The 26,096-nt window shown below is 68.2% G+C and carries 23 protein-coding genes, 1 tRNA gene and 2 pseudogenes; 13 read left to right on the top strand and 13 right to left on the bottom strand.

What is annotated here, in order from left to right; genetic code table 11:
* Positions 1-51 precede the first annotated feature (51 nt).
* Positions 52-351, top strand: coding sequence for a hypothetical protein (locus L0U85_RS11045; protein WP_241377814.1), 300 nt, complete (start codon positions 52-54; stop codon positions 349-351).
* Positions 352-495: 144 nt separating this feature from the next.
* Here L0U85_RS11045 and L0U85_RS11040 read toward each other — a convergent pair whose 3' ends face one another.
* From L0U85_RS11040 to mshA, 3 genes are all read right to left on the bottom strand, one after another.
* Positions 496-1,944 carry an ATP-binding protein gene (locus L0U85_RS11040; protein WP_241377813.1) on the bottom strand — a complete coding sequence of 483 codons (1,449 nt, stop codon included), beginning with the start codon at positions 1,942-1,944 and terminating at the stop codon, positions 496-498.
* A 264-nt stretch (positions 1,945-2,208) separates the two neighbouring features.
* Positions 2,209-2,694, bottom strand: coding sequence for a YbjN domain-containing protein (locus L0U85_RS11035; RefSeq protein ID WP_241377812.1), 486 nt, complete (start codon positions 2,692-2,694; stop codon positions 2,209-2,211).
* Between the two features lie 201 nt (positions 2,695-2,895).
* A complete protein-coding gene (gene mshA / locus L0U85_RS11030) occupies positions 2,896-4,131 on the bottom strand; it encodes a D-inositol-3-phosphate glycosyltransferase (protein WP_347177420.1) in 1,236 nt (411 codons plus the stop codon).
* A gap of 323 nt (positions 4,132-4,454) precedes the next feature.
* Between mshA and L0U85_RS11025 the strand changes: the two genes are divergently transcribed.
* The 3 genes and pseudogenes from L0U85_RS11025 to L0U85_RS11015 all read left to right on the top strand — a co-directional run.
* Complete coding sequence (locus L0U85_RS11025) at positions 4,455-5,129, top strand: TetR/AcrR family transcriptional regulator (protein ID WP_241377810.1); 675 nt, start codon at positions 4,455-4,457, stop codon at positions 5,127-5,129.
* 99 nt (positions 5,130-5,228) lie between these two features.
* Positions 5,229-7,346: a dTMP kinase gene (gene tmk, locus L0U85_RS11020; protein ID WP_241377809.1), complete on the top strand. Its 2,118-nt coding sequence runs from the start codon at positions 5,229-5,231 to the stop codon at positions 7,344-7,346.
* A pseudogene (locus tag L0U85_RS11015) lies at positions 7,343-8,491 on the top strand (DNA polymerase III subunit delta'); the annotation flags it as partial. The gene tmk and the pseudogene L0U85_RS11015, both read left to right, overlap by 4 nt.
* A gap of 555 nt (positions 8,492-9,046) precedes the next feature.
* On the opposite strand, the gene L0U85_RS11010 reads toward L0U85_RS11015, so the two are convergent.
* Positions 9,047-9,922: a Ku protein gene (locus L0U85_RS11010; RefSeq protein ID WP_241377807.1), complete on the bottom strand. Its 876-nt coding sequence runs from the start codon at positions 9,920-9,922 to the stop codon at positions 9,047-9,049.
* A gap of 90 nt (positions 9,923-10,012) precedes the next feature.
* On the opposite strand from L0U85_RS11010, the gene L0U85_RS11005 reads away from it, so the two are divergent.
* Genes L0U85_RS11005 through ligD (L0U85_RS10995) form a run of 3 tightly spaced genes read left to right on the top strand, consistent with a single transcriptional unit; the run spans position 10,013 to position 12,550 of the window.
* A complete protein-coding gene (locus L0U85_RS11005; protein WP_241377806.1) occupies positions 10,013-10,591 on the top strand; it encodes a DNA polymerase ligase N-terminal domain-containing protein in 579 nt (192 codons plus the stop codon).
* Entirely contained in the window at positions 10,588-11,529 is a 942-nt protein-coding gene (ligD, locus tag L0U85_RS11000; protein WP_241377805.1) for a non-homologous end-joining DNA ligase, read from the top strand. The genes L0U85_RS11005 and ligD (L0U85_RS11000) overlap by 4 nt, the downstream gene beginning before the upstream one ends.
* 1 nt (position 11,530) lies before the next feature.
* The gene (ligD, locus tag L0U85_RS10995) at positions 11,531-12,550 is read left to right on the top strand and encodes a non-homologous end-joining DNA ligase (protein WP_241377804.1); all 1,020 of its coding nucleotides are present in this window, start codon (positions 11,531-11,533) and stop codon (positions 12,548-12,550) included.
* Here the strand turns inward: ligD (L0U85_RS10995) and L0U85_RS10990 are convergent.
* Positions 12,525-13,109 (bottom strand): hypothetical protein, encoded by a 585-nt coding sequence (locus tag L0U85_RS10990; RefSeq protein ID WP_241377803.1) that lies wholly within the window; start codon positions 13,107-13,109, stop codon positions 12,525-12,527. The two genes, ligD (L0U85_RS10995) and L0U85_RS10990, sit on opposite strands and share 26 nt — an antisense overlap.
* Positions 13,110-13,281: 172 nt before the next feature.
* On the opposite strand from L0U85_RS10990, the gene L0U85_RS10985 reads away from it, so the two are divergent.
* A complete protein-coding gene (locus tag L0U85_RS10985) occupies positions 13,282-13,917 on the top strand; it encodes a hypothetical protein (protein ID WP_241377802.1) in 636 nt (211 codons plus the stop codon).
* A 112-nt stretch (positions 13,918-14,029) separates the two neighbouring features.
* Here L0U85_RS10985 and folE read toward each other — a convergent pair whose 3' ends face one another.
* Complete coding sequence (gene folE, locus L0U85_RS10980; RefSeq protein WP_241377801.1) at positions 14,030-14,668, bottom strand: GTP cyclohydrolase I FolE; 639 nt, start codon at positions 14,666-14,668, stop codon at positions 14,030-14,032.
* Positions 14,669-14,677: 9 nt separating this feature from the next.
* Positions 14,678-16,672, bottom strand: a complete 1,995-nt coding sequence (gene ftsH / locus L0U85_RS10975) for an ATP-dependent zinc metalloprotease FtsH (RefSeq protein ID WP_241377800.1) — start codon at positions 16,670-16,672, stop codon at positions 14,678-14,680.
* A gap of 167 nt (positions 16,673-16,839) precedes the next feature.
* Between ftsH and hpt the strand changes: the two genes are divergently transcribed.
* Complete coding sequence (gene hpt, locus L0U85_RS10970) at positions 16,840-17,463, top strand: hypoxanthine phosphoribosyltransferase (RefSeq protein ID WP_241377799.1); 624 nt, start codon at positions 16,840-16,842, stop codon at positions 17,461-17,463.
* On the opposite strand, the gene tilS is transcribed toward hpt, so the two are convergent.
* From tilS to dacB, 3 genes are all read right to left on the bottom strand, one after another.
* Positions 17,435-18,415, bottom strand: coding sequence for a tRNA lysidine(34) synthetase TilS (tilS, locus tag L0U85_RS10965; RefSeq protein WP_241377798.1), 981 nt, complete (start codon positions 18,413-18,415; stop codon positions 17,435-17,437). The genes hpt and tilS overlap by 29 nt on opposite strands.
* 1 nt (position 18,416) lies before the next feature.
* A complete protein-coding gene (locus L0U85_RS10960) occupies positions 18,417-19,508 on the bottom strand; it encodes a zinc-dependent metalloprotease (protein WP_241377797.1) in 1,092 nt (363 codons plus the stop codon).
* A gap of 396 nt (positions 19,509-19,904) precedes the next feature.
* A complete protein-coding gene (gene dacB, locus L0U85_RS10955) occupies positions 19,905-21,197 on the bottom strand; it encodes a D-alanyl-D-alanine carboxypeptidase/D-alanyl-D-alanine-endopeptidase (protein ID WP_241377796.1) in 1,293 nt (430 codons plus the stop codon).
* A 191-nt stretch (positions 21,198-21,388) separates the two neighbouring features.
* Here dacB and L0U85_RS10950 point away from each other — a divergent pair, with 191 nt between their 5' ends.
* Entirely contained in the window at positions 21,389-21,886 is a 498-nt protein-coding gene (locus L0U85_RS10950) for an inorganic diphosphatase (protein ID WP_241377795.1), read from the top strand.
* Between the two features lie 43 nt (positions 21,887-21,929).
* Here the strand turns inward: L0U85_RS10950 and L0U85_RS10945 are convergent, their stop codons facing one another.
* Positions 21,930-22,667, bottom strand: a complete 738-nt coding sequence (locus L0U85_RS10945; RefSeq protein ID WP_241377840.1) for a peroxide stress protein YaaA — start codon at positions 22,665-22,667, stop codon at positions 21,930-21,932.
* A gap of 277 nt (positions 22,668-22,944) precedes the next feature.
* Here L0U85_RS10945 and L0U85_RS10940 point away from each other — a divergent pair.
* Positions 22,945-23,020: transfer RNA gene (locus L0U85_RS10940), tRNA-Lys, on the top strand.
* Positions 23,021-23,367: 347 nt separating this feature from the next.
* Here L0U85_RS10940 and L0U85_RS10935 read toward each other — a convergent pair.
* Together L0U85_RS10935 and L0U85_RS10930 are read right to left on the bottom strand one after the other, a co-directional pair.
* Positions 23,368-24,564, bottom strand: a complete 1,197-nt coding sequence (locus tag L0U85_RS10935) for a hypothetical protein (protein ID WP_241377794.1) — start codon at positions 24,562-24,564, stop codon at positions 23,368-23,370.
* A gap of 176 nt (positions 24,565-24,740) precedes the next feature.
* Positions 24,741-24,938 (bottom strand): hypothetical protein, encoded by a 198-nt coding sequence (locus tag L0U85_RS10930; RefSeq protein WP_241377793.1) that lies wholly within the window; start codon positions 24,936-24,938, stop codon positions 24,741-24,743.
* Between the two features lie 435 nt (positions 24,939-25,373).
* Between L0U85_RS10930 and L0U85_RS10925 the strand changes: the two genes are divergently transcribed.
* Positions 25,374-25,916 (top strand): hypothetical protein, encoded by a 543-nt coding sequence (locus tag L0U85_RS10925; protein ID WP_241377792.1) that lies wholly within the window; start codon positions 25,374-25,376, stop codon positions 25,914-25,916.
* Positions 25,917-25,926: 10 nt separating this feature from the next.
* Positions 25,927-26,019: pseudogene (locus L0U85_RS10920) on the top strand (transposase); the annotation flags it as partial.
* Between the last annotated feature and the right edge of the window lie 77 nt (positions 26,020-26,096).

Here is a 26,096-nt window from a genome sequence, read left to right as displayed (position 1 = left end):
TCCTCAGGCGGACCGGTCGATTCCCCCGCGCATGACCTTGAGGAGACGACAATGGTCTTGCACCGCACTCGCTACTACCCGATGGCAGTCCAGATCCTGACGGTGATCTTCGCCGTCATCGCGACGATCATCCTGGTCTACCTGCTCCTGGTCCTCCTGGACGCCAACCCTGCGAACCCGCTGGTGGACTTCATCGGAGCGATCGCCGACTGGTTCGCCTGGCTGTTCCACGACATGTTCACCGTGGACAACGCCAAGCTCCAGGCGCTCATCGACTACGGCCTCGCCGCGCTGGCCTATCTCGTCCTGGGAGGCTTGGTCCGTGCCCTGGGCCGCCGCACCATCGACTGATTCGCCTCCAGTGACTCCGACCCGACTGTCTCCGGTGCCGGGCCCGTCGGCTGCCCACCGCGGAACGCCGCGCGGTAGACGAGGGCTCCGGCGACCGGGCCCAGCGCCAGGACCAGCACGCGCGCGCAACCAATTGATCCGCTGCTAGGTGGTCCAAGCCGCCAGCACTTGTTCGGCGCCCCACACCAGGTCAGCGGCGACGCCGTCTTCCACACCGGAGAGGCTGACCACCGCCAGTCCGGTTGCGCCTGGCTCGGCGCCGGGGACCCTGGCCGAACCCTTCATGAGTTCGGCGAAGTCGAGGCGGCCGAACGGTGTGCCGAGCCACTTGACAGATCCAGTGTAGAAGACCTGATTGGCGCCCGACTCCCTGTCGACTCCTACGAGGTCGATCTCCGGGTCGAAATTCCGGGGCCACCACCCGCCGACATGAGTGGCCGCCGGCCAAGGGAATCCGTCATCTGCGCCGGCCCGAACCAACGCCTCCCGCACCAGCGGCTCGATGGCCCGGCCTCTCCAACTGCGCCACTGGCGCTGGAACCGGCCGAAGGCGAGATCGGAACGGCCGCGCCGAGCGTCGGCGTGGGAGTCGACGAGCGTGGACAGATAGAGCCGAAGGTAGCTGTCGGCGATGCGGTAGAGACGTCCGGCGTTGCTGCGTACCGTTGAGACCGGCTCGTCCGCGGCGACGGCCCCTTTCTCGACCAGCCGATGCAGGACCGGTGTCAGCGAGCCCGAACTCACCGGGCTGGCCGGTCCCGCTCCGGCAGCGGTGGCGATGTTCTTGAAAGTCCGCGACCCGTGACCGATGGCGGTGAGCACCCGGCGGGTCTGATCAGGGGAGGGGAATTCAGAGGAGACCATTTGGGCGCCGATCGTGAACAGCGGGCTCTCAGGGAATTCGCACTGATCGGCGACGTAGTCCTCAGGTGCCGTCCCTGGGGTCCACGTCCTGCAGAGTCCAGGGAATCCTCCGGTGATGAGATGCGCGTCGAGCGCATCCGAGCCGGTCAGCTCGGTGATCGTCCCGACCTCCATGGGATTCAGCGGCTGGACCACCATGGAATCGGCTCGGCCGTAGAACGGCCGATCGTAACCGAGGAATGCCTTCATCATGTGCAGGTCGCTTCCGACGAGCACGAGGAGCAGTGGTTTGTTCTTGAGTCGGCGATCCCATTCGGTCTGGAGCACCCCCTCCAAGCGGGAGTCTTGTTGAAACAGCCAAGGTAGCTCGTCGATGACGAGGATGGAAGGAACATCGTCGGGGATGGCGAGCGACAGAAGCCGGAAGGTCTCATGCCAGCTGTTCGGGGTGACCCTCGGCAAGTCGTCGGCTCCGGGTAGGTCGGAGTCACGGACGGCATCGAGGAGATCGATCATCGACTGGACCGGACTGTTTCCCTGGTCCGCCTGGAAGAAGGCGTGTGGAATGCCGGAGGTCTGGCAGAAGTGCTCCACGAGACGCGATTTCCCCACCTGGCGACGTCCGCGTATCGCCACGGCGAGTCCATCGCCGAGGCGTTCGATCTCCTCGATCCGGCGCCGCAGCGTCTTGAGTTCGAGGTGTCGACCTATAAACGGACTTTTGATCATATTTTCTCCTGACATAGAAATTTTCTACGTAGAAACATTCTACGTCAAAACGATCTATGTCAGATCGTCCTTCGCCAGTCCGATGGCGGCGTGGACCTGCTCGACTCTCCTGGTGGAGGCGCAAAGCTGCATCCGCCGTACCCTGGATTCAGCTTCGTTCGAACTCGGCCACTCGTCGAGGTCGCAGGTCTTCACCGGCGTTGAACGAAACCTTGATGGCCCTGGCCTGCAGCTCAATTTTCATCCCCTGAACACGCCACTTGGCTAGTGAGATGTGTCCCGCGGTTTGAGGTGTTCGAAGGCCTGGAGGTTGCGGGTGGATTCACCGCGGGAGAGGCGCCAGCGCCATTCCTCTTTGATGGAGGTGGCGAAGCCGAGTTCGAGGATGACGTTGAACGCTTCATCGGCGGCTTCGAGGACGGAGCCGAGGACGCGGTCGAGTTCTTCGGCGTTGACCGAGGCGAGTGGGAGGCGGCCGACGAGGTGGATGTCGCCGTCCTCGTCGATCGCGAAGGCGACGGCGTAGAGCTTGCCGTTGCGGCGCAAGAGCTCGGCCCAGACCGCTTCGTGGTTCTCCTCGGGGCGGCGGGAGACGAAGGCCTCCACGCGCAGAGCGTGGTCTTCGACCACGAGGGAGCACGGGGTCGCCAGTTTGCGTTGGCCCGGCAGCGCGAGCGTCACCGAGCGGGGACCGTCGGCCTGGTACTCCAGGCCGGTCTCGTCGAGCGCGGCGGTCAGGTTCGCGATCACTTCTTCCCCAAGCCTCTGGTCATAATCGAGCGAGCATCTGAGCCAATGATTCCCCGAGATCTCGTCGTTTGTGGTAACCGCGATTCGAGATCAACTCGACTGCTTCGTTCGCCAACTCGATGGCCGACCTCGTGCATCTCGAACGCCGTCCGAAGCCGTTCGGCCGGCGACAAAGCATCCATGCCGCCAGCCTATACGCGTTCAGGGTCTCAGGGTCAGAGCGTGCGCTCGCATGAGGGCCGCCCGCGTATAGGCCGTGTGCAGTCCGTCTGCGGTTGCCCTCCATGAGAACGCGGCGGCGTGGCTCCTCGTGCCTGCGGCGAGGCGTTCTCTCAGGTCGGCGTCGCCGAGGATCTTGCGCAGCGCCCCGGCCCAGTCGTCGGCCGAGTGCGAGTCGACCAGCAGGCCGGACTTGGCCTCGGCGACGGCGGTGGGGAGTCCGCCGACCTTCGCCGCCACGACCGGCGTGCCGCTGGCCTGGGCTTCGAGGGCCACCAGGCCGAACGACTCGTTGTAGCTGGGTACCGCCACGACGTCGGCGGCCCGGTAGACCTGCGCGAGCGCCGCTCCCGAGCGAGGGGTCCGCCATTGCACCTGGTCGCCCAGGCCGAGCTCCGAGGTGAGCTTCGGCAGCCAGTACAGGTCGGTGTTCGACGGCCCGCCCACGAACACGGGCACGATGCGCGCGGCCAGCGCCGGGTCGGTCTCGCGCAGCCGCGCGATCCCGCGCAGCAGCACGTCGGGGGCCTTCGCCGGCTGGATCCGGCCCACGAACGCCACGACGAGCGCGCCTTGGGGGAGGTTCAGCGACTCCCGGGCCGAGCGCCGGTCGCCGGGGGAGAAGACGTCCAGGTCCACGCCCGGGTGGACGACGTCGACGCGCCGTGCGTCGGCTTGGTAGTGGTTCTGGAGCTCCGCCGCCTCGGCGGCGGTGTTGGCGATGAGGAGGTCGGCCTCTGCGGCGACCTGCTCCTCGCCGATGACGCGCGTGTGCGGCTCGGGGCGGTCTCCCTCGGCGAGCTGCGCGTTCTTGACCTTCGCGAGCGTGTGGAAGGTCTGCACCAGCGGCACGCCCCAGCGTTCGGAGGCCACCCATCCGGCCTGCCCCGACAGCCAGTAGTGCGCGTGGATGAGGTCGTAGTGCCCCGCCGGGTTGTGCGCCTCGGCCCTCAGCAGCCCGCCGGTGAAGGCGCACAGCTGGGTCGGCAGGTCGTTCTTCGACAGGCCCTCGAAGGGCCCCGCGGGCAGGTGGTGGACGAGCACGCCCGGCGCCGCTTCTGTGGTCGGCGGTTCCTCGGAGCTGGTGGCGCGCGTGAAGATCTCGACCTCCACTCCGGCGCGGGCGAGTTCCCGCGCGGTGTTGAGGACGTAGACGTTCATCCCTCCGGCGTCGCCGGTCCCCGGCTGGGCGAGGGGGGAGGTGTGGACCGAGACCATCGCGACGCGGCGGACGCCTCGTTGCCGACATCGGGCCCGGAATGCCGGAGTTCGCCTGTTCTTCAATTGCTCGTCCTCTCTGCGTGCCGTTCTCTGGCACAACGCGCAAGGCCTTCGTAATCCTTCCGTCCGATCCCCGACGAAGGCAAGCGCCGTCCGCCTGGAAGTGACCAACCCGTCAGTTCCTCCAGGTCAGCGGGATCGTTTACATGAGGTGACGGCAAGCCAGAAATATGTTCGCGACACGGGGCGGAATGAGCCTCAAATCCGGGCAAGTCGTCCATGATGGGGATACTTGTCATCACGAGGGGGGAGACAACACTATGAGCACGGCCACCGTGCCAGCCGCGAGGCAGCCCACGATGTCGCCGACGCCGAAATTCGGCGCCGCGCACTCGCTTCGCCGCTTGCCCGTCCAGGAGCGCAGCGCCGCTCGCGTCCGCAGGATGCTCGACGCCGCCGCCGACCTGATCGAGGAAGTCGGCTACGACCGCCTGTCGACCACGGCCATCGCCCAACGCGCCGATGTCGCCATCGGATCGGTCTACCAGTTCTTCGGCGACAAGCGCTCGCTCGCCGAGGTCCTCAGCCAGCGCTACATCGACCTGTACTTCGAGCGCCTCACGGCCCGCTTCGACTCCGAGCCGCCCGCCGACTGGCGCGCCGGTGTCGAGGCCGCCGTCGGCGAGTACGTCCACATGTACCGCACCGCGCCCGGCTTCCGGGTCCTGCACCTGGCCGACGCCATCGACCCCGGCGGCAAGGACGGCGGCATCGCCACAGGCGGCGACCACATCGCCGAGAAGATGCGCGCCGGACTGGAGCAGCGCTTCGGGATCGGCGGCGACCAGCGGCTGTCCGAGACCGTCACCGTCGCCGTCGAGACCGGCCAGGCCCTGGTCAGGCTCGCGTTCAGGCGCGACGCCGAGGGCGACGCCTCGGCGATCGCAGAGGCGAAACGGGTCATCTGCGAGTACGTCGCACGACGTCTGTCGTAGAGCACTCAATGCGCGTGCGCCGAGACGTGAGACCGCGCCGGGCCGACTACTCTTCTCAGTAGTCGACCCGGTGCGGCCTTTCGGAACCTGAGGAGTGGCATGGCGAACACGACAGCCGACCTGAAGACGGTGCTGCGGATCCGCCCCTTCAGACGCCTGTGGACCGTTCTCGGTCTCGCCTCCTTCGGCGACTGGCTCGCCCTGTTCGCCACCGCCGGCTTCGCCCAGTCCCTGTTCGACGACCTCGCCGCCAAAGGCGTCGCGTTCTCCGGCGTCATCGTCCTGCGCCTGCTCCCCTCGCTGCTGTTCGGGCCAATCGCCGGGGTCTTCGCCGACCGCTTCGACCGCCGCAAGACCATGGCCGCCTGCGACGCCGCCCGGTTCGCCCTCCTCGCCTCCGTCCCCACCGTCTACCTCACCACCGGCTCGGTCCCGCTGACGGTCACCTGGCTGGCCATCGCCCAGATCCTCATCGAGATCGCCGTCATGATCTGGATGCCCGCGAAGGAGGCGGCCGTCCCCAACCTCCTGCCGCCCTCCAAATACGAGGCCGCCAACCAGCTCACCCTCGCCACCACCTACGGCATCGCCCCGCCGCTGGCCTTCGGCGTCCTCGCGATCCTCGAACGCGGCGCGAACGTCTGGTCCAACCTCGGCACCTGGGCCGAGCCGATGGTCCTAGCCCTGTACATCGACGCGGCCATGTTCGGCACCCTCGCCATCACCGTCTTCTTCTTCATCCCCCAGATCTCCGGGAGAGACGGCACCATCAAGGTCAAGACCGGCACCATGTGGTCCGACTTCGTCGAAGGCTGGACCTACCTGCGCGGCCGTGAACGCGTGCGGGGCCTCGTCCTCGGCATGCTAGGCGCCTTCAGCGGCGCCGGAATCCTCATCGGCGTCGGCACCATCTACGCAGGCACCGTAGGCGCCGGCGACGCCGCGTTCTACCTCCTCGCCGCCTTCCTCTTCCTCGGCCTCGGCCTCGGCATCGCCCTCGGCCCCAAGCTCGTCCGCGACCTCTCCCGCCTGCGCTGGTTCGGCATGAGCATCGTCCTTGCCGGCGCCGGCCTCGCCGTCGACTCGGTCGCCCCCTGGCTGTGGGTCTCCCTGGTCGGCTCGGTCATCATCGGCCTCGGCGCCGGCATGGCCTTCCTCGCCGGGATCACCCTCCTCCAGCGCGAGGTCGAAGACGACATCCGCGGCCGCATGTTCGCCTTCATCGGCGTCAGCGCCCGCGTCATCCTCATGGTCTCCATGACCGTCGCCGCGCCCCTCGCCGGCTGGCAGGCCGCCCGCCGGCTCGACCTCGGCGTCACCACCGTCGAGGTCTCCATGAGTCGCGTCCTCCTGTTCGCCGCCGCCGCCCTCGTCGCCTGGCTCGGCGTCGCGGCCTTCCGCTCCATGGACGACAAGCCCGGCGTCCCCGTCCTCGCCGACCTGTGGTCCTCCCTGCGTGGGCGCCCCCTCAGCGCACCGGTTGCCACCTCCTCCAGGGGCTTCTTCGTCGTCTTCGAAGGCGGCGAGGGCGCCGGCAAGTCGACCCAGGCCGTCAAGCTGGCCGCCTGGCTCAAGCTCCGCGGCTACGAGGCCGTCCTCACCCGCGAACCCGGCGCCACCGACATCGGCATGCGCATCCGCACTCTCCTGCTCGACTCCGGCGGCGACGCCGCCCCCGCACCCCGCGCCGAAGCGCTCCTGTACGCCGCCGACCGCGCCCAGCACGTCGACAAGGTCATCCGGCCCGCCCTCGAACGCGGCGCCGTCGTCGTCTCCGACCGCTACGTCGACTCCTCGATCGCCTACCAGGGCTCCGGGCGCAGTCTCGGCAAGGACGAGATCGCGTGGGTCTCCGCCTGGGCCACCGGCGGTCTCAAACCCGACCTGACCGTCGTCCTCGACGTCGAGCCCGAGCAGGGCCTACTGCGCGCCAAGGCCGGCGGCACCGGCGACCGCCTCGAACAAGAGAACCTCGACTTCCATGAGCGGGTCCGCCAGACCTTCCTCGACCAAGCCGCGGCCCACCCCGACCGCTACCTCGTCGTCACCTCGGGAGGCGCGCCCGACGAGATCGCCGCCACCGTGCGCGAAGCCGTCGCAGCCCGCCTCGACATCCGCTCCGAGACCTCCCGCACCGAGACCAGCTGGCCCGGCCTCGACCACGACAAGCCCGACAACGCGTGGAACAGCGTCGCCGAGGAGGCCGGACGGCCATGATCGGAGGCGTCTTCGACGAGCTCGTCGGCCAGACCGAGGCCCGGCGGATCCTAGCCGACGCCACGCGCGGCGACGGCATGACCCACGCGTGGCTGTTCACCGGCCCGCCCGGCTCCGGCCGCTCCACCGCCGCCGTCTCCTTCGCGGCCGCCCTCCAATGCGAGAGCGGCGGCTGCGGCGAATGCCACGCCTGCCGCACCACCCTCGGCGGCTCGCACCCCGACGTCACACGTGTCATCCCCGAAGGGCTCTCGCTCGGCGTCGACCAGGTCCGCAGCCTCATTCTTGAAGCAGGACGCGCGCCCACCTCGGGGCGCTGGCAGATCCTCATCATCGAAGACGCCGACCGGCTCACCGAGGCGGCCGCGAACGCCCTGCTCAAGGCCGTTGAAGAGCCGCCCTCCCGGACGGCGTTCCTGCTGTGCGCGCCCTCGACCAACCCCGCCGAGATCTCGGTGACGATCCGCTCGCGCTGCCGCGTGCTCGTCCTGCGCCAACCACCCGCCGGGGCCATCGCCGACCTCCTCGTCGCCCGCGACGGCCTGGACCGGCACGAGGCAGAGATGTACGCCGCCGCGGCCCAAGGCCACGTCGGTCGCGCCAGGCGCCTCGCCACCGACCCCGAGGCCCGCGCCAAACGCCACGACGTCCTCCAGATCCCCCGGCGCCTCACAGGACTCGGCGCCTGCTTCACCGCCGCCGTCGAACTCATCGAGGCCGCCGAGACCGAAGCCGCCGGCACCTACACCGAGCGGTCCACCGCCGAGAAGGAGGCTCTGGAGACCGCGCTCGGCAAGGGCGGCACCGGCAAGGGCGCCTCGAAGGCCTCCCGCGGCTCGGCCGCCGCCATGAAGGAGCTGGAGAAGCGCCAGAAGACCCGCGACACCCGCGCGAAGCGCGACTCGCTGGACCGGGCCCTGGTCGATCTCGCCGCGTTCTACCGTGATGCTCTCGCCGCCGGATTCGGCGCCCGAGTACCCGCGATCCACCCGGACATGGCGGACACCACCAGAGCCGCCGCGACGAAGCTCAGCGCCGAGTCGCTGCTGCGCCGCATTGACGCGATCCTGGAGTGCCGCAAAGCCATCGAAGCGAACGTGCGCCCTCGCATCGCCGTCGAGGCGATGATGACCAGGCTTTGGCAAGCGTTAGAGCCGGGCCGGGTTCCCGGCCGGCAGCGGACGAGGTTCACTCTCAAGGGATCCAAGCTCGCGAATCTCAAGAAGCGATACGCGGACACCTCGGTGCGACAGGGATCGGGGGACACCGCGCTGATCATCCAGCCGAAGTCGTCGACTCATCGAAGTGTCCGGCCTGCTGAGCCAGGTACCGGCCGTAGGACCGGAGCAGCTGGCGGTAGTGCTCGGGGTCCGGGGCCTCGCCGGGGCGCGTCAGGGCCAACTGGAAGATGTAGGACACGAGACCGTCGCCGGGGTAGCTGAAGCCGTCGGTGACGCTGTCGTTCAGCCAGTCCAGCCAGGGCTTGAGCGCGTCGCGAACGGCCTGGGTGACGTGCTCGGCATAGTCCCGTTGGGCGGTTGGGCCCTCGAAGCCGGGCCGGCGTTCCACTTCCTCTCTGATCGCATTGGCGACAGCCAGCGTCAGCCCCTGCTTGAACTTGGAGTCGACCACCCAGTCCGGCAGCGGATACCGGGCCTGCAACGTCCCTTTCCCATAGGGAATTGTTCGATCATGGCTCATCACGCGCTCTTCCGTTTGCGCGCCGTCGCCTTCTTCGCCGCCTTCTTGCGCGCCGTCGCTTTCTTCGCCGTCTTCTTGCGAGTGGCCGCCTTCTTCGCCGGCCTCCGCTTGCCCTCCTTCGCCTCGACGCTCTGCTTCAGCGCGTCCATCAGATTGATGACATTCGCCTTCGGCTTCTCCTTCGACGACTTGGCTACTTCTGTGCGGCCGTCCTTCTTGGCGACGATGAGGTCCTGCAGGGCCTCCTGGTAGGTGTCGCTGTACTCCTCGGGTCGGAAGTCGCCGGTCATGGTGTCGATGAGCGTGCCCGCCATGTCCAACTCCTGCTGCCGCGCTTCGCCGCCGAGGTCGCCGACCTCGGGCCGGCGGATCTCGTCGGGCCAGAGCATCGTGTGCAGCACCAGTACCTCGTCGCGGGGCCGGAGGGCGGCGAGGCTCTCCCGCCGCCGCAAAGTGACTTTCACGATGGCGATCTTGCCCGAGTCGAGCAGCGCCTCGTGCAGCAGCGAGTACGGCTTGGCCGCGGCCTTGCCGGGCTCGACATAATATGACTTCTCATAATGGATCGGATCGATCTGCTCGCCGCTCACGAACTGGACTACCTCGATCGTCTTCGACGAGCTCACCGGCAGGTCCTCGAGGTCGTCCTCGTCGAGAAGGACCACCTCCCCGTCCTCGGCCTCCACGCCCTTGACGATCCCCTCGGGCTCGACGGCCTCATCGTCGAGTTCGCAGATCTTCTGGTAGCGGATCCTGCCCCCGTCGGCCGCGTGGTACTGGTGCATCGAGATGTCGTGGCTGCTCGTCGCGGAGCGCAGGCTGACCGGGATGCTCACCAGCCCGAACGCGATCGAACCCTTCCAGATCGCCGGCATGCCCACAGCATGACACCGACAGTAGCCGAGCGTGTTCTATACGTGATCTTTCCTCGTTTGTTGCGGCCGACTACCGGGTATCTCCCGCGCATGACGCGGGGCGACAAGCTGGACAGATACCGGGCGAAACGGGACCTGTCGAAGTCCGGCGAACCTTCGGGCGGACGCAAGGTGGGCAAGGGCGACCGATTCGTGATCCAGCGCCACAAGGCGTCAAGACTGCACTTCGACTTCCGGCTGCAGGTCGAGGACGTGCTCGTATCCTGGGCCGTGCCGAAGGGGCCCTCGCTCGACCCCTCGGACAAGCGGCTCGCAATCCATACCGAGGACCATCCGCTGGACTACGCCGAGTTCGAGGGCCGGATACCGGAGGGCGAGTACGGCGGCGGCACCGTCGTCGTCTGGGACGCCGGCACCTACCGCAACCTCACCGAGAAGCGTGGGAAAGCGGTCCCGATGGCCGACGCAGTCGATCACGGCCACGTCGTGGTGTGGCTGGACGGCGAGAAGCTCACCGGCGGCTTCGCGCTGTCGAGGATGGGCGAGGACGAGGAGTGGCTGCTGGTCAAGCTCGACGACGAGGGCGCCGACCGGCGTCGCAAGCCAGCCAAGACGCAGCTCGAGTCGGTGCTGTCCGGGCGCACCAACCAGGACTTCGCGGACCAATGACCGGATTTCAGCAGCCTATGCTCGCGACGCTCACCGAGCGCCGGTTCTCGAACGCGGACTGGCTGTTCGAGCGGAAACTCGACGGCATGCGCGCCCTGGCAGTCCGGGATCGGGGCACGCCGCAGCTGTGGTCGCGCAACGAGCGGCGTCTCGACGAGCGATTCCCGGAGCTCGTCGACGCACTGGGCGAACTCGGCGGCCCCCGGTTCGTCGCCGACGGCGAGATCGTCGCGTTCGACGGCAAGCTGATGAGTTTCGCACGCCTCCAGGCGCGCATCCACCTCACCGGCGCCGCACGCATCGCCGCGACCGGTGTCGACGTCTACTACTACCTGTTCGACCTGTTGTCCTACGACGGGAGAGACCTGACCCGGCTGCCGCTGCGGGACCGCAAGCGGTTCCTGAGGGACGCGTTCGACTTCCGCGACCCGCTGCGGTACACCGCCTACCGCAACACCGAAGGCGAGGCGTACTTCGAGGACGCCTGCAGCAGAGGCTGGGAGGGGCTGATCGCCAAGCGCGCGAACTCGCCGTACCGCAGCGGCCGGTCGAAGGCCTGGCTCAAGTTCAAGTGCGTGCGAGACCAGGAGTTCGTGGTCGGCGGCTTCACCGAGCCCCAGGGCTCGCGCACCGGCTTCGGGGCGCTGCTCGTCGGCTATCACGAAGGCCGTGGCGAGCTGCGGTACGCGGGCAAGGTCGGCACCGGGTACGACGAGCGAACCCTGCGCGAACTGCGCGAGCGGATGGACCGACTGGCCCGGGACGAGAGCCCGTTCGCCGACCCGGTCCGCGAGAGGGGCGCACACTGGATCCACCCGGAGGTGGTGGTGCAGGTCGGTTTCGGCGAATGGACCGCCGACGGCATGCTGCGCCATCCGCGATACCGAGGGGAGCGCCCGGACAAGCCGGCCGAGGACGTGGTGAGGGAGACGATCTGACATGGCGCCACCGACGATCCACGTGGCCGAACGCGACATCAAGGTGTCCAACCTCGATAAAGAGCTGTTTCCTGAAGACCATTTCAGCAAGGGCGACATGCTCCTCCATTATTGGGCGGTCGCCGAGGCGATGGTCCCGCATCTGGCCGGACGCCCGCTGACCATGCGCCGCTACCCGGACGGGATCGGGACCGACGGGTTCTTCCAGAAGGACGCGTCCGAGTACTTCCCCGACTGGATCGAGATCGTCGAGGTGCCGCATCGGCGCGCCGAAGGCGCCGTCCGGTACGTCGTGTGCGACGACGCCGCGACGCTGCTGTACCTGGCGAACCAGGCCACCATCGAGTTCCACATCTGGACCTCGACGGTGGACGCACTCGGTTACCCAGACCGCTTGGTGATGGACCTGGACCCGCCCTCAGGCGTCTCGGCGGCCACGCTCCGCTCGGTCGCCAGGCGGGCGAGAGACCTGTGCACCGAGCTCGGACTGACGCCGTTCGTGCAGGCCACAGGCGGACGTGGCTTTCACGTGGTCGCGCCGCTCGACCGCTCGGCCGATTTCGCGGTCGTGCGCGAGCTGGCCGGCGGCATCGCCGAACACCTCGCCGCGGACGACCCCGACCTGCTCACGACCGCGCAGCGCAAGAATCGACGCGGTGACCGGATCTTCCTCGACGTCAACCGCAACGGCTTCGGGCAGACGTTCGTAGCGCCGTACTCGCTGCGTGCCAGGCCCGGCGCCTCGGTCGCGACTCCGCTGGACTGGGGGGAACTGAGCCGCTTCACGCCGAACGGCTTCACCGCGGCGTCGATCAGCAGGCGCCTCGCGCAGAAGACCGACCCGTGGGCGGACATGGACGAACACGCCGCCGCCCCGGCCTCCGCCCTAGAGCGTCTGGAGGCCATGGGCGGCGAATCCGGGAATGTGGGCTTACCGGACCTGCGGCAGCGGGGGGGGCGGCAACGGTCTCCGAGTCAAGAATCAAGAGAGGAATTCACTGCGTCCACAGGTGGTGGATGAACGCGTCGGTCGCTTTCGGCGGCTGCCCGGTTCGCTGCCACCGGTACCACCCGGCCTCATCCACCACGCGCACGCAGAAGTCCCCGTCGACCTCGAACGGTTCTGAGACGCAGCGGAAGTCGTCGCGGAACTCTCCGCCGTGCCAGTACCAGACCCGCAGCCCCGTCAGCCCCGGGACGTCCGAGGCCGGGTACGGCTTGCGCACCGGCGGCGCGTCCGGGTCGGTCAGCCGGTCGATGAGGTAGCCCGGCGGGGGAGTTGAGGTGTCCGGGTTCGGCTCGGCCTGCTGCACCCACACGTCCTCGGCCGGAACGAGGCTCGCGTAGGCGTCCCCGTCGCCGTCCACGGCCCGGTAGTAGTCGGCCTCGGTTATCAGCGGCACCAGCAGTTGGCCCTCGCGTGTCACCGGGTCGTCGGCCCGCAGGTCGAACTGCCATCCGCTCCCGGGCGCCCCGCTCACCACCCTGGCGGAGTGCATGTCGAAGACCCGTATCGCCGGAACGGGGACCAGCACCGGCGGCGGGTCGGGGATGTCGAAGGCGTTGTCGGCAAGGCCCACCAATACTCCTGGCAAATCAGACAATCGCGCATAGAACAGCGCTCGCGAGCGCTGGAATAAGGATAGGCGGTTGGCACACTCTGGGGATTCAGGACCCTGGTGGCTGCCATAGAGTCGTATCCATAAGCACGGAGCACTTCTCACGAAGCACTGATCGAAAGAGGACAGAACGATGAGCGAGTACGACGACACCGCGGTCGACGCCGACGTCGAGACCGACGAGTACGGCGCCGAAGAGGACACCTACGAGACGGTCGAGACGTTCGACCTCGACGGCGACGGCGTCGAGGACGCGACCTTCGAGGCCGACGGCAACACCTATGTGGACTCCAACCACGACGGCGTGGCGGACGCCGTCGCGATCGACACCGACGGAGACGGCGTCTCGGACGAGCTCCATCTGGACATGGACGGCAACGGCACCTTCGAGTCCGAGGCCATGGACACCAACGGCGACACCTACATCGACACGATCGCCTCCGACACCTCCGGCGACGGCCTCGTGGACCAGGTCAGCTCCGACACTGATGGCGACGGCTGGATCGACCAGGTCGCCTCCGACACCACCGGCGACGGCTACGCCGACACCATCATCTCCGACACCGACGGCGACGGCTACGTCGACGAGGTCAGCATCGACTCCGACGGCGACGGCTACGCCAACACCGTGATGACCGACACCACCGGCGACGGCTACCTCGACCAGGTCGAGACGACCCCCGAGGCCTACAACCCGAACCCGGGCGACCCGAACGCCCCCTCCGGCACCGACGGCAACTTCCAGTCGGCCACCGGCGAAGCCCTGTAGCAAGAGCCTCCTGTGGTCGGCGAACCGCAGACCCCTGGGACTCGCGTCAGTTCAACCGAAGAGCGATGAGGCCGGATGCACGATGCGCATCCGGCCTTTCGACTGCCCTGGTTCAGCCGGTGCCGCGCAGCAGCGACATCGCCTCGGCGCGAGTCCTCGCATCCGACTGCATGAGGCCCCGCACCGCCGAGGTCACCGTCGTCGAGCCCTGCTTGCGGATGCCGCGCATCGACATGCACGTGTGCTCGCATTCGACGACGACGATGACGCCGCTCGCTTCGAGCGACTTGTACAACTGGTCGGAGATCTGGCTCGTCAGCCGCTCCTGTACCTGCGGCCGCCGCGAGTACACCTCGACGAGCCGGGCCAGCTTCGAGAGCCCGGCGACCCGCCCGGCGGCGCCGGGGATGTAGCCGACGTGCGCGACCCCGGTGAACGGCAGCAGGTGGTGCTCGCAGAACGACTGCACCTCGATATCGCGCACGAGGATGAGCTCGTTGTGGTCCTCGTCGAACGCGGTCTTCAGGACTTGGTCGGGGTCGACGCGGAGCCCGGCGAACAGTTCGGCGTAGGCGCGGGCGACGCGCCGCGGGGTCTCCTTGAGGCCCTCCCGGTCGGGGTCCTCGCCTACGGCGGTGAGGATTTCGCGGACGGCGGCTTCGATGCGGGGCAGGTCGACCGCGGCCTCGACGGGACTGCCGTTGATGCGGCCGTCGAGGAGGCGGGCGGCCAGGTGGTCGAGTTCAGCCATCGAACAAGCTTACGACTGCGGCTCGGCTTCTTCGGTGGGCTCGGTCACGCTGATGGGTTTCGACCCGTTCGGCGTCGACACGGGCGGCTTTCCCGAAGGCTTGCGGCTGGAGGTGCCGTTGTACGGCGACATCGGCGGGCGCTTCTCGACGCGCTCGGCGATCACGGCCAGGTCCTCCTGGTTGAGCGTCTCCTTTTCGAGCAGCTCGACGACCATCTGGTCGAGCACGTCGCGGTACTCGGTGAGGATCGCGTAAGCCTCGTCGTGGGCGATCTCGATGAGGGCCCTGACCTCGGCGTCGATCGTCGCGGCGATATCGTCGGAGTAGTCACGGGCGTGGCCGTACTCCTTGCCGAGGAACGGCTCGGAGTCGGCCGAGCCGTACTTGACGGCGCCGAGCTTGGCGGACATGCCGTACTCGGTGACCATCGCGCGGGCGACCTTGGTGGCCTTCTCGATGTCGTTCTGCGCGCCGGTGGTCGGGTCGTGGTAGACCAGCTCCTCGGCGGCCCGCCCGCCGAGGGCGTAGGCGAGGGTGTCGATCATCTCCGAACGCGACTGCGAGTACTTGTCCTCGGTGGGCAGCACCAGCGTGTGCCCGAGGCTGCGACCGCGCGGCAGGATCGTGAGCTTGTGGACGGGCGCCGCGTGCGGCAGCGCGTGGGCGACCAGGGCGTGACCGGACTCGTGGTAGGCGGTCATCTTCTTCTCTTCTTCGCCCATGACGCGGCCCTTGCGCTCGGGGCCGGCGATGACGCGGTCGATGGCCTCTTCGAGCGAGTCGTTCGAGATGGCCTTCTCGTTGCGCCTCGCCGTCAGCAGCGCCGCTTCGTTGATGACGTTCTCGAGGTCGGCACCGGAGAATCCGGGGGTGCGGCGAGCGATGGTGTCGAACTTGACATCGGGGACGAACGGCTTGCCCTTGGCGTGGACGGACAGGATCGCCGCGCGGCCCTCCTTGTCGGGGGCGTCCACGGGGATCTGGCGGTCGAAGCGGCCCGGACGCAGCAGCGCGGGGTCGAGGATGTCGGGGCGGTTGGTGGCGGCGATGAGGATGACGCCGCCGCGGGTGTCGAAGCCGTCCATCTCGACGAGCAGCTGGTTGAGGGTCTGCTCGCGCTCGTCGTGGCCGCCGCCCATGCCGGCGCCGCGGTGGCGGCCGACGGCGTCGATCTCGTCGACGAAGACGATCGCGGGGGAGTTCTCCTTCGCCTGCGTGAACAGGTCACGCACGCGGGAGGCGCCGACGCCGACGAACATCTCCACGAAGTCCGAACCCGAGATGGAGTAGAACGGCACGCCGGCCTCGCCGGCGACGGCGCGGGCCAGCAGGGTCTTGCCGGTGCCGGGAGGGCCGAACAGCAGGACGCCCTTGGGGATCTTCGCGCCGAGCTCCTGGTACTTCTTGGGGTCCTCCAGGAAGTCCTTGATCTCCTTGAGTTCCTCGACGGCCTCGTCGGAGCCGGCGACGTCGTCGAAGGTGGTCTTCGGGGTGTCCTTGGAGACCATCTTGGCCTTGGACTTGCCGAAGCTGAGGACGCGCGAGCCGCCGCCCTGCATCTGTGACATGAAGAACAGCAGAAGCAGGACGATGAGGACGATCGGCAGGAGGCTCAGCAGGAACGAGACGAACACCGACGTCTCGTTGACTTCGGTGTTGAAGTCGACGTTGCCCTCTTCGAGGGTCTGGGCGACCGTCTCGGTCATGCCCGAGGGCACGTAGGCCTCGATCTGGTCGCCGCTGCCCAGATCCAGCTGGACCAGCTGCTCCTTGTCGAGGATGGTGGCCTCAGAGACGTTTCCGGAGTTGATCTCGCTGAGGACCTCGGAGGTCGTCGCCTCCTCGTAGTCGGAGCCGCCGGAGAAGAACGTGCCGATGAGTACCGCGATCACTGCGATGAGCAGGATCCAGACCAACGGTCTCCGGAAAAACCGCTTCCGCTCAGGTGTGGGTTTCCCGGCGTCGACCACTCGCTTCCTCCTGCGTTCATCGCGATTTCGCATAATCGACCACTAGGGGTCGGTAATTCGAAAGTACACGGCAGGGGCCTGGCACGTCCGTTCAGAGCCGCTGGACCGCCGCGCATTGTGATCCGTAATTACTACCACGGGCGGATTGACTTCGCCCACCCAAGCCAGCGCCGCCGGGAGGCGGGTGGCACCCTTGTTACATGACGTCGGAGCTAGCCAGCCCAGCATCAGTGCCGTCCCAAGCCGCCGAGGCCGCGGTGTTCGACCCGGATTCGTGGTACGCCGAGGAGATCGAGCGCACCATCATCACCGAGGACGAGCTCCGTGCCAAGGTCGCTGAACTAGCCGACCAGGTGTCCCGCGACTTCGCCGACACGGACGAGCTGCTGCTCGTGGGCGTGTTCAAGGGCGCGGTCATGTTCATGGCCGACTTCGCCAGGGCCTTGAGCGTCCCGGTGAAGATGGAGTTCATGGCCCTGTCCTCGTACGGGAACTCGACGAGCTCGTCTGGCACGGTGCGGATCCTCAAGGACATCGACTCGGACGTGACCGGGAAGCACATCGTGGTCGTCGAGGACATCATCGACTCCGGGCTGACCCTGTCGTGGCTGCTCAAGTACCTCGAGGGCCTGAATCCGGCGTCGGTGCGCGTCGTCGCGATGCTCCGCAAGCCGGGCATGCAGCGCGCGGACATCGAGGTCTCCTACCTGGGCTTCGACATCCCGAACGAGTTCGTCGTCGGCTACGGCCTGGACTACGCCGAGCGCTACCGGGAGCTGCCGTTCATCGGGGTGCTCAAGCCCGAGGTCTACCGGAAGCCCTGAGCTTCCCGTCACGTCTGGACACCTCTACGCCCCCCGGCAGGAACGCCGGCCCCTGGCCGTGCCAGGCCGTCACGAGCGCGTCGAGCGCGCCGAGATGATGGTGGTTCAGGTCCGCGCCGTTCACTCCCAGCTGAAAAATCCACGTCCTGAGGACCCGCTGCCGCAGTGGTGCGGGGAGCTCGGCGAGCCGGTCGGTGCGGAGCACGCCCTCGCCGTCGAGGCATTCGCCGTGGACGGCGGCCGCCTCGGCGTCGAGCAGGTCGTTGTCCGCGGCAACGAGCGCCGCGGTGCGGGCGAGGTTCGCGACGATGTCGTCCCCGAGAGTGCCGGTGAGGATCTCCATCGACTGCCGCAGCGCCGAGCGCTTGAACCGCGGGTCGGCGTTGTGCGGGTCGGTCCACGGCTTGAGCCCGCGCTCCTCGCACACGGCGTGGGTGTCGGCGCGGGCGATGTCGAGCAGCGGTCTGCGGTAGCGTCCGCGCACCGCCCGCATGCCCGCGATGCCTCTGGGCCCGGCGCCGCGGGTGAGCGCGAGCAGGACCGTCTCGGCCTGGTCGTCCCTGGTGTGCCCCAGCAGGATCGTCCGCGCGCCGTGGCGTTCGGCGGCCCAGTCCAGTGCGGCGTAGCGCGCCTGCCTGGCCGCGGCCTCCGGCCCGCCCGAGCCCAGGACCCGAGCCGTCGCGGTCTCCGAGGGGTCGAGCCCGACCGCGCGTCCCCACTCTGCGACGTCGGCGGCCCGCTCGGCCGATCCCTCCTGGAGACCGTGGTCGACGGTCACGAGTCCGGCCCGGAGCCCGGCTCTCGGGGCGACGAAGGCGAGCGTGTCGGCGAGCGCCAGCGAGTCCGGCCCGCCCGAGCAGGCGGAGAGCACGAGTGAGCCGCGCGGCAGGTCGGTGAGGGCGTCGCGTACGGCCGTGCGCATTCGCGCGACCGCTTCCGGCAGCCTGGCCATGTCAGTTCTTCGCTTCTAGGACGCGCGCGATCCACGCCTCGGGCCGGTCGATCTCGGCCTCGGTCGGCAGGTGCTCGGGACGTTCCCACACCCGGTTGAACCCGGCGACGCCCCGTTCGGCGACGATCTGGTCGACGAAGCGGCGCCCGGCGGCGTACTGCCGCATCTTCGCGTCCATGCCGAGCAGCTGTCGTAGGAACCGCTGGAGCGCGCCGGGGTGGGCCCGGCGGCGGTCGAACCGCCGCCGCAGGAGCGCGACGTGGTCGATGTGCTGCTGCCCGACGCCGTCCATGACCGATTCGGCGTGGCCTTCGAGGAGGGTCATGAGCGCCTGGATCCGCGTGATGACGTCGCGCTGCTCGGGGCTGGTCATCGCCGCGACGACGTCGGAGTTCGGCAGGTCGCCGACCGGCGGTTCGCCGGAGGCCTCCTCGCGGGCGGCACTGAGGGCGCGACGCACGGCCCGGCCGAGCTGCGAGGTCGAGGACTCCTCAGGTTCGGCGGCGTCGAAGAAGGTGTGGATGAGCCCGTGGAAGTGGGCCCGCATCCACGGCACGGCGGTGAACTGGGCGAGGTGCGCGGCCTCGTGGACGGCGATCCACAGCCGGAACTCGCGGGAGGGGAGCCGAAGACGCCGTTCGACCTCGACGATGTTCGGGGCCACGAACAGCAGCCGTCCGGATTCGGTGGAGAACGTCTCGAACTGGCCGAGCACTCGTGAGGACAGGAACGCCAGCACGGCCCCGGCCTGGACGCCGGTGACCTTCGCGGCGGTGCCGAGCTGCCGTTCGGGGTCGGCCTCGGCGTCGGCGGCGCCGAGCTCGACGAGCAGCCGCCGGAGCCCGGCGATGTTGGCGTGGCTCCAGCGGACCCGGTCGACGACGTCTACCGGCGCCTCGAAGCCGGGCGTCAGTCCGGTGTAGTCGGTGACGAGGTCGATGGCGTTGCGCGCGTGTCGGTGCAGGTCTGCGACGACGTCGAGCGCCCCTTCGGGGCTCATGCGGGGGCCGCCACGGCTGAAGGCGCGTGAGCACGAGGCGGCGGTGCGCCAGTCGACGGACGGCAGCATCGGATTGCTCACGGGCGGTGCCATCGGTCCAGCCTATCCAGAGCGCAGTCGCCTCGCCACCGTCACGCGCACTGCGCGTGGGAATCATGCGGATCCGGACGCACGAGACAAATTCATGCATCGAAAATCTTGAAACTTGTGACGTTGTGATGTCAAGTTCTTGCTACATCGGCAAATTCTTGCAAAAGCATGTGCAGAACTTCAAACGGAGGCGAGACCGGCCGCCGCTCGCACTGCCCACCGCCATGCAGGCGAGCTCGGCGCCTGGAGCCCGGCCTCAAGCCCCGAGCTGTCGACACGCCGGCAGGCCGGATCGCCGAGTGCGAGTACACGAAGATCGACGACTCCGGAGTCGTCGCGTGGGCGCGGGACCGTGGCCGTCCCCGAGGAAGGCCGCGCGATCGTCAGCGATCCGCGGAGCTAGCAGCCGCACTGCGAGACCGAGGCGGTCACCTCGTCCATCGCGGTCTCCACCGCCGACCCGTTCGCGTGGTCGTTGCTGATGATCGAGTACACGACCAGCCTCCCGTCGGCGGTCGTGAGCGACCCGGTCAGCGACGACACGCCGCTGAGGGTTCCGGTCTTCCCCCGTACGACGCCGTTGGCGTCGGTGGCGGTGCCGAAGCGGTCGAGCAGCGACCCCGAGTAGCCCGCCACCGGCAGCGCCTCGAACACCAGGCTCGCCTTCGAGCCCGCCGCTCCGATGAGCAGCTGGGTGAACGCGTTTGCCGTCATGCGGTTCGTCGACGACATGCCCGAGCCGTCGTTGAGGACCAGGCCCGTCGTGTCCACGCCCATCGACTCCAGCGTCGCCATGTGGGCCCGGCCTAGGGCGTCCCAGGTCATCTCGCCCTCTACGGCCAGCGCCGTCTGAAATGCGACCGCGTCGGCCAGTTCGTTGTCCGAGGAGAGGACCAAGGCGTCCACCAGGGCCGCGACCGGCTCGGAGTGGACCGCGGCGAGCTCGGCCGCGCCCTCGGCGGCGGTGCCGTCGGCGACCTCGTCGGCGCCGAGCAGCTCGGCGAAGACCTCCCCGACCCTCGCGGCCGGGTCCGGATAGTGCGGCGTGTAGTGGACCGTGTTGTCGATGCGCCCGCCGTCGAGCATCATCGGCGCGGCCGGGGCGGTGTAGAGGTTCAGGTCCGCCTTGGATACGCCGTCGGCGTTGACCGAGTCGGAGAAGAGGCTGGTGTCCAGGTAGAGGGTGCTGGGGGCGTCACCGCCGCGGGCATCCAGGACCGCGTCGGCGAGATCGGTGAGGCTGGCGCCCCCGCCGTAGTAGCCCTCGCCGTCGACGGTGAGGGCGACGTCGCCGCCGCCGACCAGCACGACCGAGTCGTCGTCGGGGCCCTCGACCACGGTCGTCGGGATGCGGTACTCGGGGCCGAGGTGCTCGAACGCGGCGACGGCCGTGACCACCTTCATGGAGGACGCGGGCGTCATCGCCTCCGAGCCGTCGCGCTCGTACAGGACCTCGCCGGTGACCGCGTCGGCGAAGACCGAGGAGAGGTCTCCGGAGAAGCGCGGGTCGTCCAGCAGGTCGGGGAGGACCGAGGCGAGGTCGGGGACGGGCGCGTTCCGGTCGGTGCCTGCCAAGACCTCGGCGGGCTCGGCCGGCGGGTACGCCTCGGGCGGCGCGAACGTCCCCTTCTCGGGCTCGGCCGCGGCCCCGATCTGCCAGACGAGGCCTCCGGCCGCGGCTACGGTGGCCACGACTGCGAAGATCGAGAAGACCCATGTCAGTGCTTTGTGGCGGCGTCTGCTCCGCGCGCTCGGGGGTGCTCCCTCAGGTCGTGCGTGTGGCGTAGTACTCGCGACTCTGGGGTCGTCGTTGTCACTGAGGGCCATGCACAGAGACTAGGCCATCAAGAGCACTGTAATCACGCCTGGAGGAAGGTCGGCCGATGGAGTTCGACGTAACGGTGGAGATCCCGAAAGGGAGCGCCAACAAGTACGAAATCGACCACGAGACCGGACGGATCCGCCTCGACCGGACCCTGTTCACCGCGACGGTGTACCCGGCCGACTACGGTTTCATCGATGACACCCTCGGGCAGGACGGCGACCCGCTGGACGCCCTGGTGATGGTGGAGCCCACGTTTCCCGGCTGCGTGATCCGCTCGCGGGCGATCGGCATGTTCCGCATGCGCGATGAGAAGGGCGTCGACGACAAGGTCCTGTGCGTCCCGGCCGACGACCCGCGCAAGGACAAGTACAAGGACATCGCGGACGTGCCGGAGTTCGACCGCCTGGAGATCCAGCACTTCTTCACGGTCTACAAGGACTTGGAGCCGGGCAAGAGCGTCGAGGGCGCGACCTGGACCGGCCGGGCCGAGGCCGAGGAAGAGGTGCGCCGCTCGTTCGAGCGCGCGAAGTCCGCTGGATACTACGACAACCACTGACGAGTGATCGCTGAGCGGCCCGGGCGTGCCCGGGCCGCTTCCCTCATGTCCTGAGGACGTCGAGGAGCCACGGCTTGGAGCGCGTGGCGGGCTCGGAGAGCTCGACCTTCCAGCCGCGGGAGGCGAGGAAGTCGCCCAGTTCGGCGGGGGTGGTCGGCTGGACGGTGCTGGCGAGGAGCGCGCGGGCGACCTCGCCGCGGGTGGCCTTGGCCATGTGGGTTACGACCGTGCGCTTGCCGGAGGCGTCCTCCTTGAAGACTCGGACGGAGACGCCACGGTCCTTCGGGCCCCACACCTGGGTGTAGGTGCCGGAGCGCATGTCGACGATGAGCTCGTCGAGGGCGCCGAGCGTCTCGGCGACGGCTGGGCGCCAGAGTTTCGCGAGCCGCTCGGTGCCGGGCAGCTGAGCGGACATCGGCATCCTGTATGGCGGGACGCGGTCGGAGGGGCGCAGGAGGCCCCAGAGCGGGGAGGCGATGAGAACCTGGTTGCCGTCGGGGAGGTCGCCGAGCCCGAGGCGGTCGTAGAGGACGCCGTTGTAGAGCTCCCACGCGGCGAGGGTGGGGGCGGTGCGAAGCTCGCGGTTCAGCTTGACGTAGTGCCGTTGGCGGGCAGTGAGCTTCAGGGTCTCGGCGGCGGTTTCCTCATCGGAGCAGAGCTCGGTGAGGCGGTCGACGAGGAGCTCGCGGACGGGGTTGAGCGCCGGGGAGGAGAGTCGCCCGATGTCGAGGGGAGGCCCGTCTCCTCGACCGGCCTTCCCTTCAGACGGAGGCAGCAGCATAAGCACAGCAGGCGAGTCTACCTGCTCCGACTCCCGGCTTCACAGCGGCGCGCGGATGGTTTATAGTACATGTGTTCGATCAAGCGGGAGCGGGCCCGAATCCCACCGAGGGCAACGTGCGACGCTGATCGAATAGGCGCGGCGGCGGCACCTTCGCAGCACGCCGCCGCGCCGTCCACCCCGAGCCTCCCACGATCCCCCGACAAGCCGAGTGCCGCAGGCCATCACCGCCCGCCTCAACTCAACGCATCGGGCCGAATGCGGTAGGGTCGCGCGTGGGCCGCTAGCTCAATTGGCAGAGCTGCGGACTTTTAATCCGTAGGTTGTGGGTTCGAGTCCCACGCGGCCCACCAAAACCCCAGCAAGGACCCGCGCGAACCCAAGGCGTGGTTCCGCCAACGAGTCCGCTCGGCAATCGCCACCGCCTGCTGGGCCCATCTCGTCGGCGCTGAAGATTTCGAAGCCCAAGGCCATCGAATGATCACCGCAGTTCTCGCCGAAGCCTCTCGACGAGCGTCCGGTCCCTTCGGCTCAGGTTGCCCGAGCCCGGAGAACCATTCCGGAAGAAGCAGCAGACTACTTCACCCTCTCTGGATCACCCTCACCCCCGAAGATCCTTACGGTCGCAGCGACGATCAGGCTGAGGCTCTCCGTCTACAACCCCCGACCACTGCAACCCCGAACTCCGCGGAACTCGAGCTCAGAACACGCCCCTGAAGGTGGTGAACGAGATGCGCGCGTGGAGGTTCGCCGCTGCGCCGTCGAAGTCGTAGCAGCGCACCCCGACATTCTCGTTCCCACCGTATGACCACCAGTACGCCACATGGCAGTAGCCGACAGGCCAGCTTCCGGCAGCACTGGCGTTGCCTCCCACCGGGTTGACCAGGGCGTGCCCGTTGCCGGTGCCCAGACCGTCGAAGGTGATCTGGTATTTGCCGGTGCCCTGGTAGGTCCCGTGCACCCCCGGAGAGCCGGTGGACACGTACGAGTCGCCGTTGATGATGTCGTCGTGAATGGTGTCGGCGTACCGGGCGGTGCTGCCGAATCGGCTGGTGGTACGCCCGAGCAGGTCGACCTTCACACCGTAGGTGAGGGTGAATCTCGAGTCGGTCGGTGCGCCATTGTGATCGACGCAACGCACCTCCCAGCGGTCGGGCCAGGCGATCTGGCAGATGACCGCGCTGGTGTTGTACGCCGTCACGTGCACCATCGGGAAGGCCCGCAGGTCCGGGTTGTCTGGCATGTCGAAGCGGTACCGGCCGGTGCTGATCCGCTCGTAGGTGATCGGCCCGCCCTGTGAGTCGAACTGGTAGTCGTGGGTCAGCGTACGTTCGCCGACCGGTATGGCCCGGTCGGTCCAGAAGTACGCCAACCGGCCGTCGTCTCCCTCGAAGACGGCGTTGGTGTAGTTGGCTACGAACCGGGTGTCAGCCGGCGCACCGTTCGGCGCGAAGCAGCGGACGTGGGCCAGGAGGTCGTCGCCGCCGAAGAGGGGCGGACCCCAACTGGCGACGGTGCAGAAGGCGTTGCTGTATGACCCGTACGCACTCGTGTGCACCACGCCGCCGTTCGCCCACCGGACGGGTGCGGCGCCTTCGAAGACCACGGTGTAGGAGCCGGTTCCGTGGCGGGACACCTGCACCCCACCAGTGCTGTTGTAGGCGTAGCCGGGGGCCGGCTCGTAGTCGTCGACCGTGGGTCGGTTCGCCCAGACGTAGGCGGAGACCTCGTCGGACCAGTCGTCGAACTGGCCGTGGGCGACGCCCGGCCCGGGCTCGTCGAGTCCAATGGCGGCGGGGTCGTCGCCCGCAGGGACCGAAGGCTGGCCGCCGAGCAGGCCCGCCAGCATGACCGGGGCGACCACCGCGCTCAGGCTCGTGACATGAAGTCGCAGCAAGGTCGACTCCCTTCTGCGGACCGCTCGCCGATCCGCTCAATTGACGGTCGGGGGCGGCGGGCGAGTGCCGCGACCCCACCGAGGCGGATGGGAGGTGACGTTCGTGGTCGATGGGCGGTGACGACGACACCTTCCTGAATGCACTATAGGCCACAACGGCAATACGCAAGGGACGCTCAATAGGAGGCATCCTCCTCGGCTCGACGCGGGGTGTACTGGCGGCGCACGGAGAGCGGGTCGCACTGGACGCCGGCTTCCAGTGCCTCAGTGCGATCGTCGACATCTACCTGCAAGGCCTCGGCCATCGCTTCTTCGTGGAGGGGCGGCCCGCTCGAACCCATCCAGGCGGTCTCGGTGGGCCAGTACCGTGACACCCCTCCGCCGCAGCCAACTCAGTGCGGCTCTATCGATGTTCATCGAAGGCGATGTTGCCCTGCGAACCGCAACTGAACTTGACGTAGCTCGAGCTCATCATCGCTGAGCTGACTCAAATGCCCTCCAAGCCGAACGGCCCCAGCCGATTCTCATCGTGATCCGATTCCGCGCGGCGAAGCGCTCGAGCACGTGGAGAACATCGCTCGTGCGATGTTCAACGCTCCGTCGCCTGCCCACTGCCATGATCGACTTGACCGGCACCCTGCTCATGGATGCTTTCCAGTAGATTCCTGAGGGTAGAGTGCGCGCCCAGATCTCCGGGTCGTCGGTCCTCGCCGGTCCTCGCCCGTCGCGGCGCGCCAAGCCCCCAGCCGCCGTCCGTGGCGGCCCCTGATCGAACGGAGTCGCAATTGAGCGTCGACAGACGGGTCCGGATGAGACGATTTGAGCGGATCGGCACCCGCGTAGCGGTATCCACTGTCATCTTCGGTTTCGTCGCGATGATCGTCGCCGTAGCACTCGGAGCCGCGGAGGTCTACCCATACGAGTACGCCGTGGCAGTGTCCCTGGTCGCATTCTGCGTGCCGGTCGGTCTGGCGTTGCTGTTCGGTGCGGTGGCCGGCATGTACATCCTGGGCGGTTGGCGGCTCGCCCCGCTAGGTGTGGTGTTCACCGCCGGATTCGCCGGACTGGTCCTCGGCGTGGCGCTTCCGCACACCGGGCTGCGAGACCTCTCCGTTGCGGTGTTCGGTGTCCTCGGTGGACTCCTTTGCTACCTCGGGTCCCGATCCGGCCGTGCCCCGGCCTCGAAGGCGCTCCGTTGGAGCAACATCGGCATGATCGTCGTCGGTACCCCCATGGCCGTGTTCTCCTATGCGGCGGACTTCTGGGCGGGCCTGCTCGGTGGCGTGATGGCGGCCTCGTGCGGTATCGGCGCCAGCTTGTCCGGATACGGCGACCGCGGCGACAGCGACTGACGAAGAGTCAAGGGGCGACCACTTCTGGTCACTGTCGTATTTCGCCGCTTCCTGCGGCGGCGCACCACTGGCGATCGTCAAGGAGTACATCGAGAACCAACGGCCCGAGCGTTGGCCCCGGTCAACCCAGCCCCGCTCCGCGGGACTGCGAGCAGGCAATCGCCCCGAAATCCTCCAGGC

It is taken from the genome of Glycomyces sp. L485, assembly GCF_022548875.1.
Lineage (GTDB): Bacteria > Actinomycetota > Actinomycetes > Mycobacteriales > Micromonosporaceae > Glycomyces.
Note: the sequence above shows the minus strand (reverse complement) of the source record. Positions and strands in the feature narration are given on the sequence as shown.

Excerpts from the sequence above, each read along its gene's own strand:
- ftsH (WP_241377800.1), bottom strand. The coding sequence starts at position 16,672 with ATGCGAAATCGCGATGAACGCAGGAGGAAGCGAGTGGTCGACGCCGGG.
- L0U85_RS11005 (WP_241377806.1), top strand. The coding sequence starts at position 10,013 with ATGACGCGGGGCGACAAGCTGGACAGATACCGGGCGAAACGGGACCTG.
- ligD (WP_241377805.1), top strand. The coding sequence starts at position 10,588 with ATGACCGGATTTCAGCAGCCTATGCTCGCGACGCTCACCGAGCGCCGG.
- tmk (WP_241377809.1), top strand. The coding sequence starts at position 5,229 with ATGGCGAACACGACAGCCGACCTGAAGACGGTGCTGCGGATCCGCCCC.
- folE (WP_241377801.1), bottom strand. The coding sequence starts at position 14,668 with ATGGCTGAACTCGACCACCTGGCCGCCCGCCTCCTCGACGGCCGCATC.
- L0U85_RS10925 (WP_241377792.1), top strand. The coding sequence starts at position 25,374 with ATGAGACGATTTGAGCGGATCGGCACCCGCGTAGCGGTATCCACTGTC.
- mshA (WP_347177420.1), bottom strand. The coding sequence starts at position 4,131 with ATGGTCTCGGTCCACACCTCCCCCCTCGCCCAGCCGGGGACCGGCGAC.
- L0U85_RS11045 (WP_241377814.1), top strand. The coding sequence starts at position 52 with ATGGTCTTGCACCGCACTCGCTACTACCCGATGGCAGTCCAGATCCTG.
- L0U85_RS10985 (WP_241377802.1), top strand. The coding sequence starts at position 13,282 with ATGAGCGAGTACGACGACACCGCGGTCGACGCCGACGTCGAGACCGAC.
- ligD (WP_241377804.1), top strand. The coding sequence starts at position 11,531 with ATGGCGCCACCGACGATCCACGTGGCCGAACGCGACATCAAGGTGTCC.
- tilS (WP_241377798.1), bottom strand. The coding sequence starts at position 18,415 with ATGGCCAGGCTGCCGGAAGCGGTCGCGCGAATGCGCACGGCCGTACGC.
- L0U85_RS11025 (WP_241377810.1), top strand. The coding sequence starts at position 4,455 with ATGAGCACGGCCACCGTGCCAGCCGCGAGGCAGCCCACGATGTCGCCG.
- L0U85_RS10960 (WP_241377797.1), bottom strand. The coding sequence starts at position 19,508 with ATGGCACCGCCCGTGAGCAATCCGATGCTGCCGTCCGTCGACTGGCGC.
- L0U85_RS11010 (WP_241377807.1), bottom strand. The coding sequence starts at position 9,922 with ATGCCGGCGATCTGGAAGGGTTCGATCGCGTTCGGGCTGGTGAGCATC.
- L0U85_RS11040 (WP_241377813.1), bottom strand. The coding sequence starts at position 1,944 with ATGATCAAAAGTCCGTTTATAGGTCGACACCTCGAACTCAAGACGCTG.
- L0U85_RS10945 (WP_241377840.1), bottom strand. The coding sequence starts at position 22,667 with ATGCTGCTGCCTCCGTCTGAAGGGAAGGCCGGTCGAGGAGACGGGCCT.
- hpt (WP_241377799.1), top strand. The coding sequence starts at position 16,840 with ATGACGTCGGAGCTAGCCAGCCCAGCATCAGTGCCGTCCCAAGCCGCC.
- L0U85_RS10950 (WP_241377795.1), top strand. The coding sequence starts at position 21,389 with ATGGAGTTCGACGTAACGGTGGAGATCCCGAAAGGGAGCGCCAACAAG.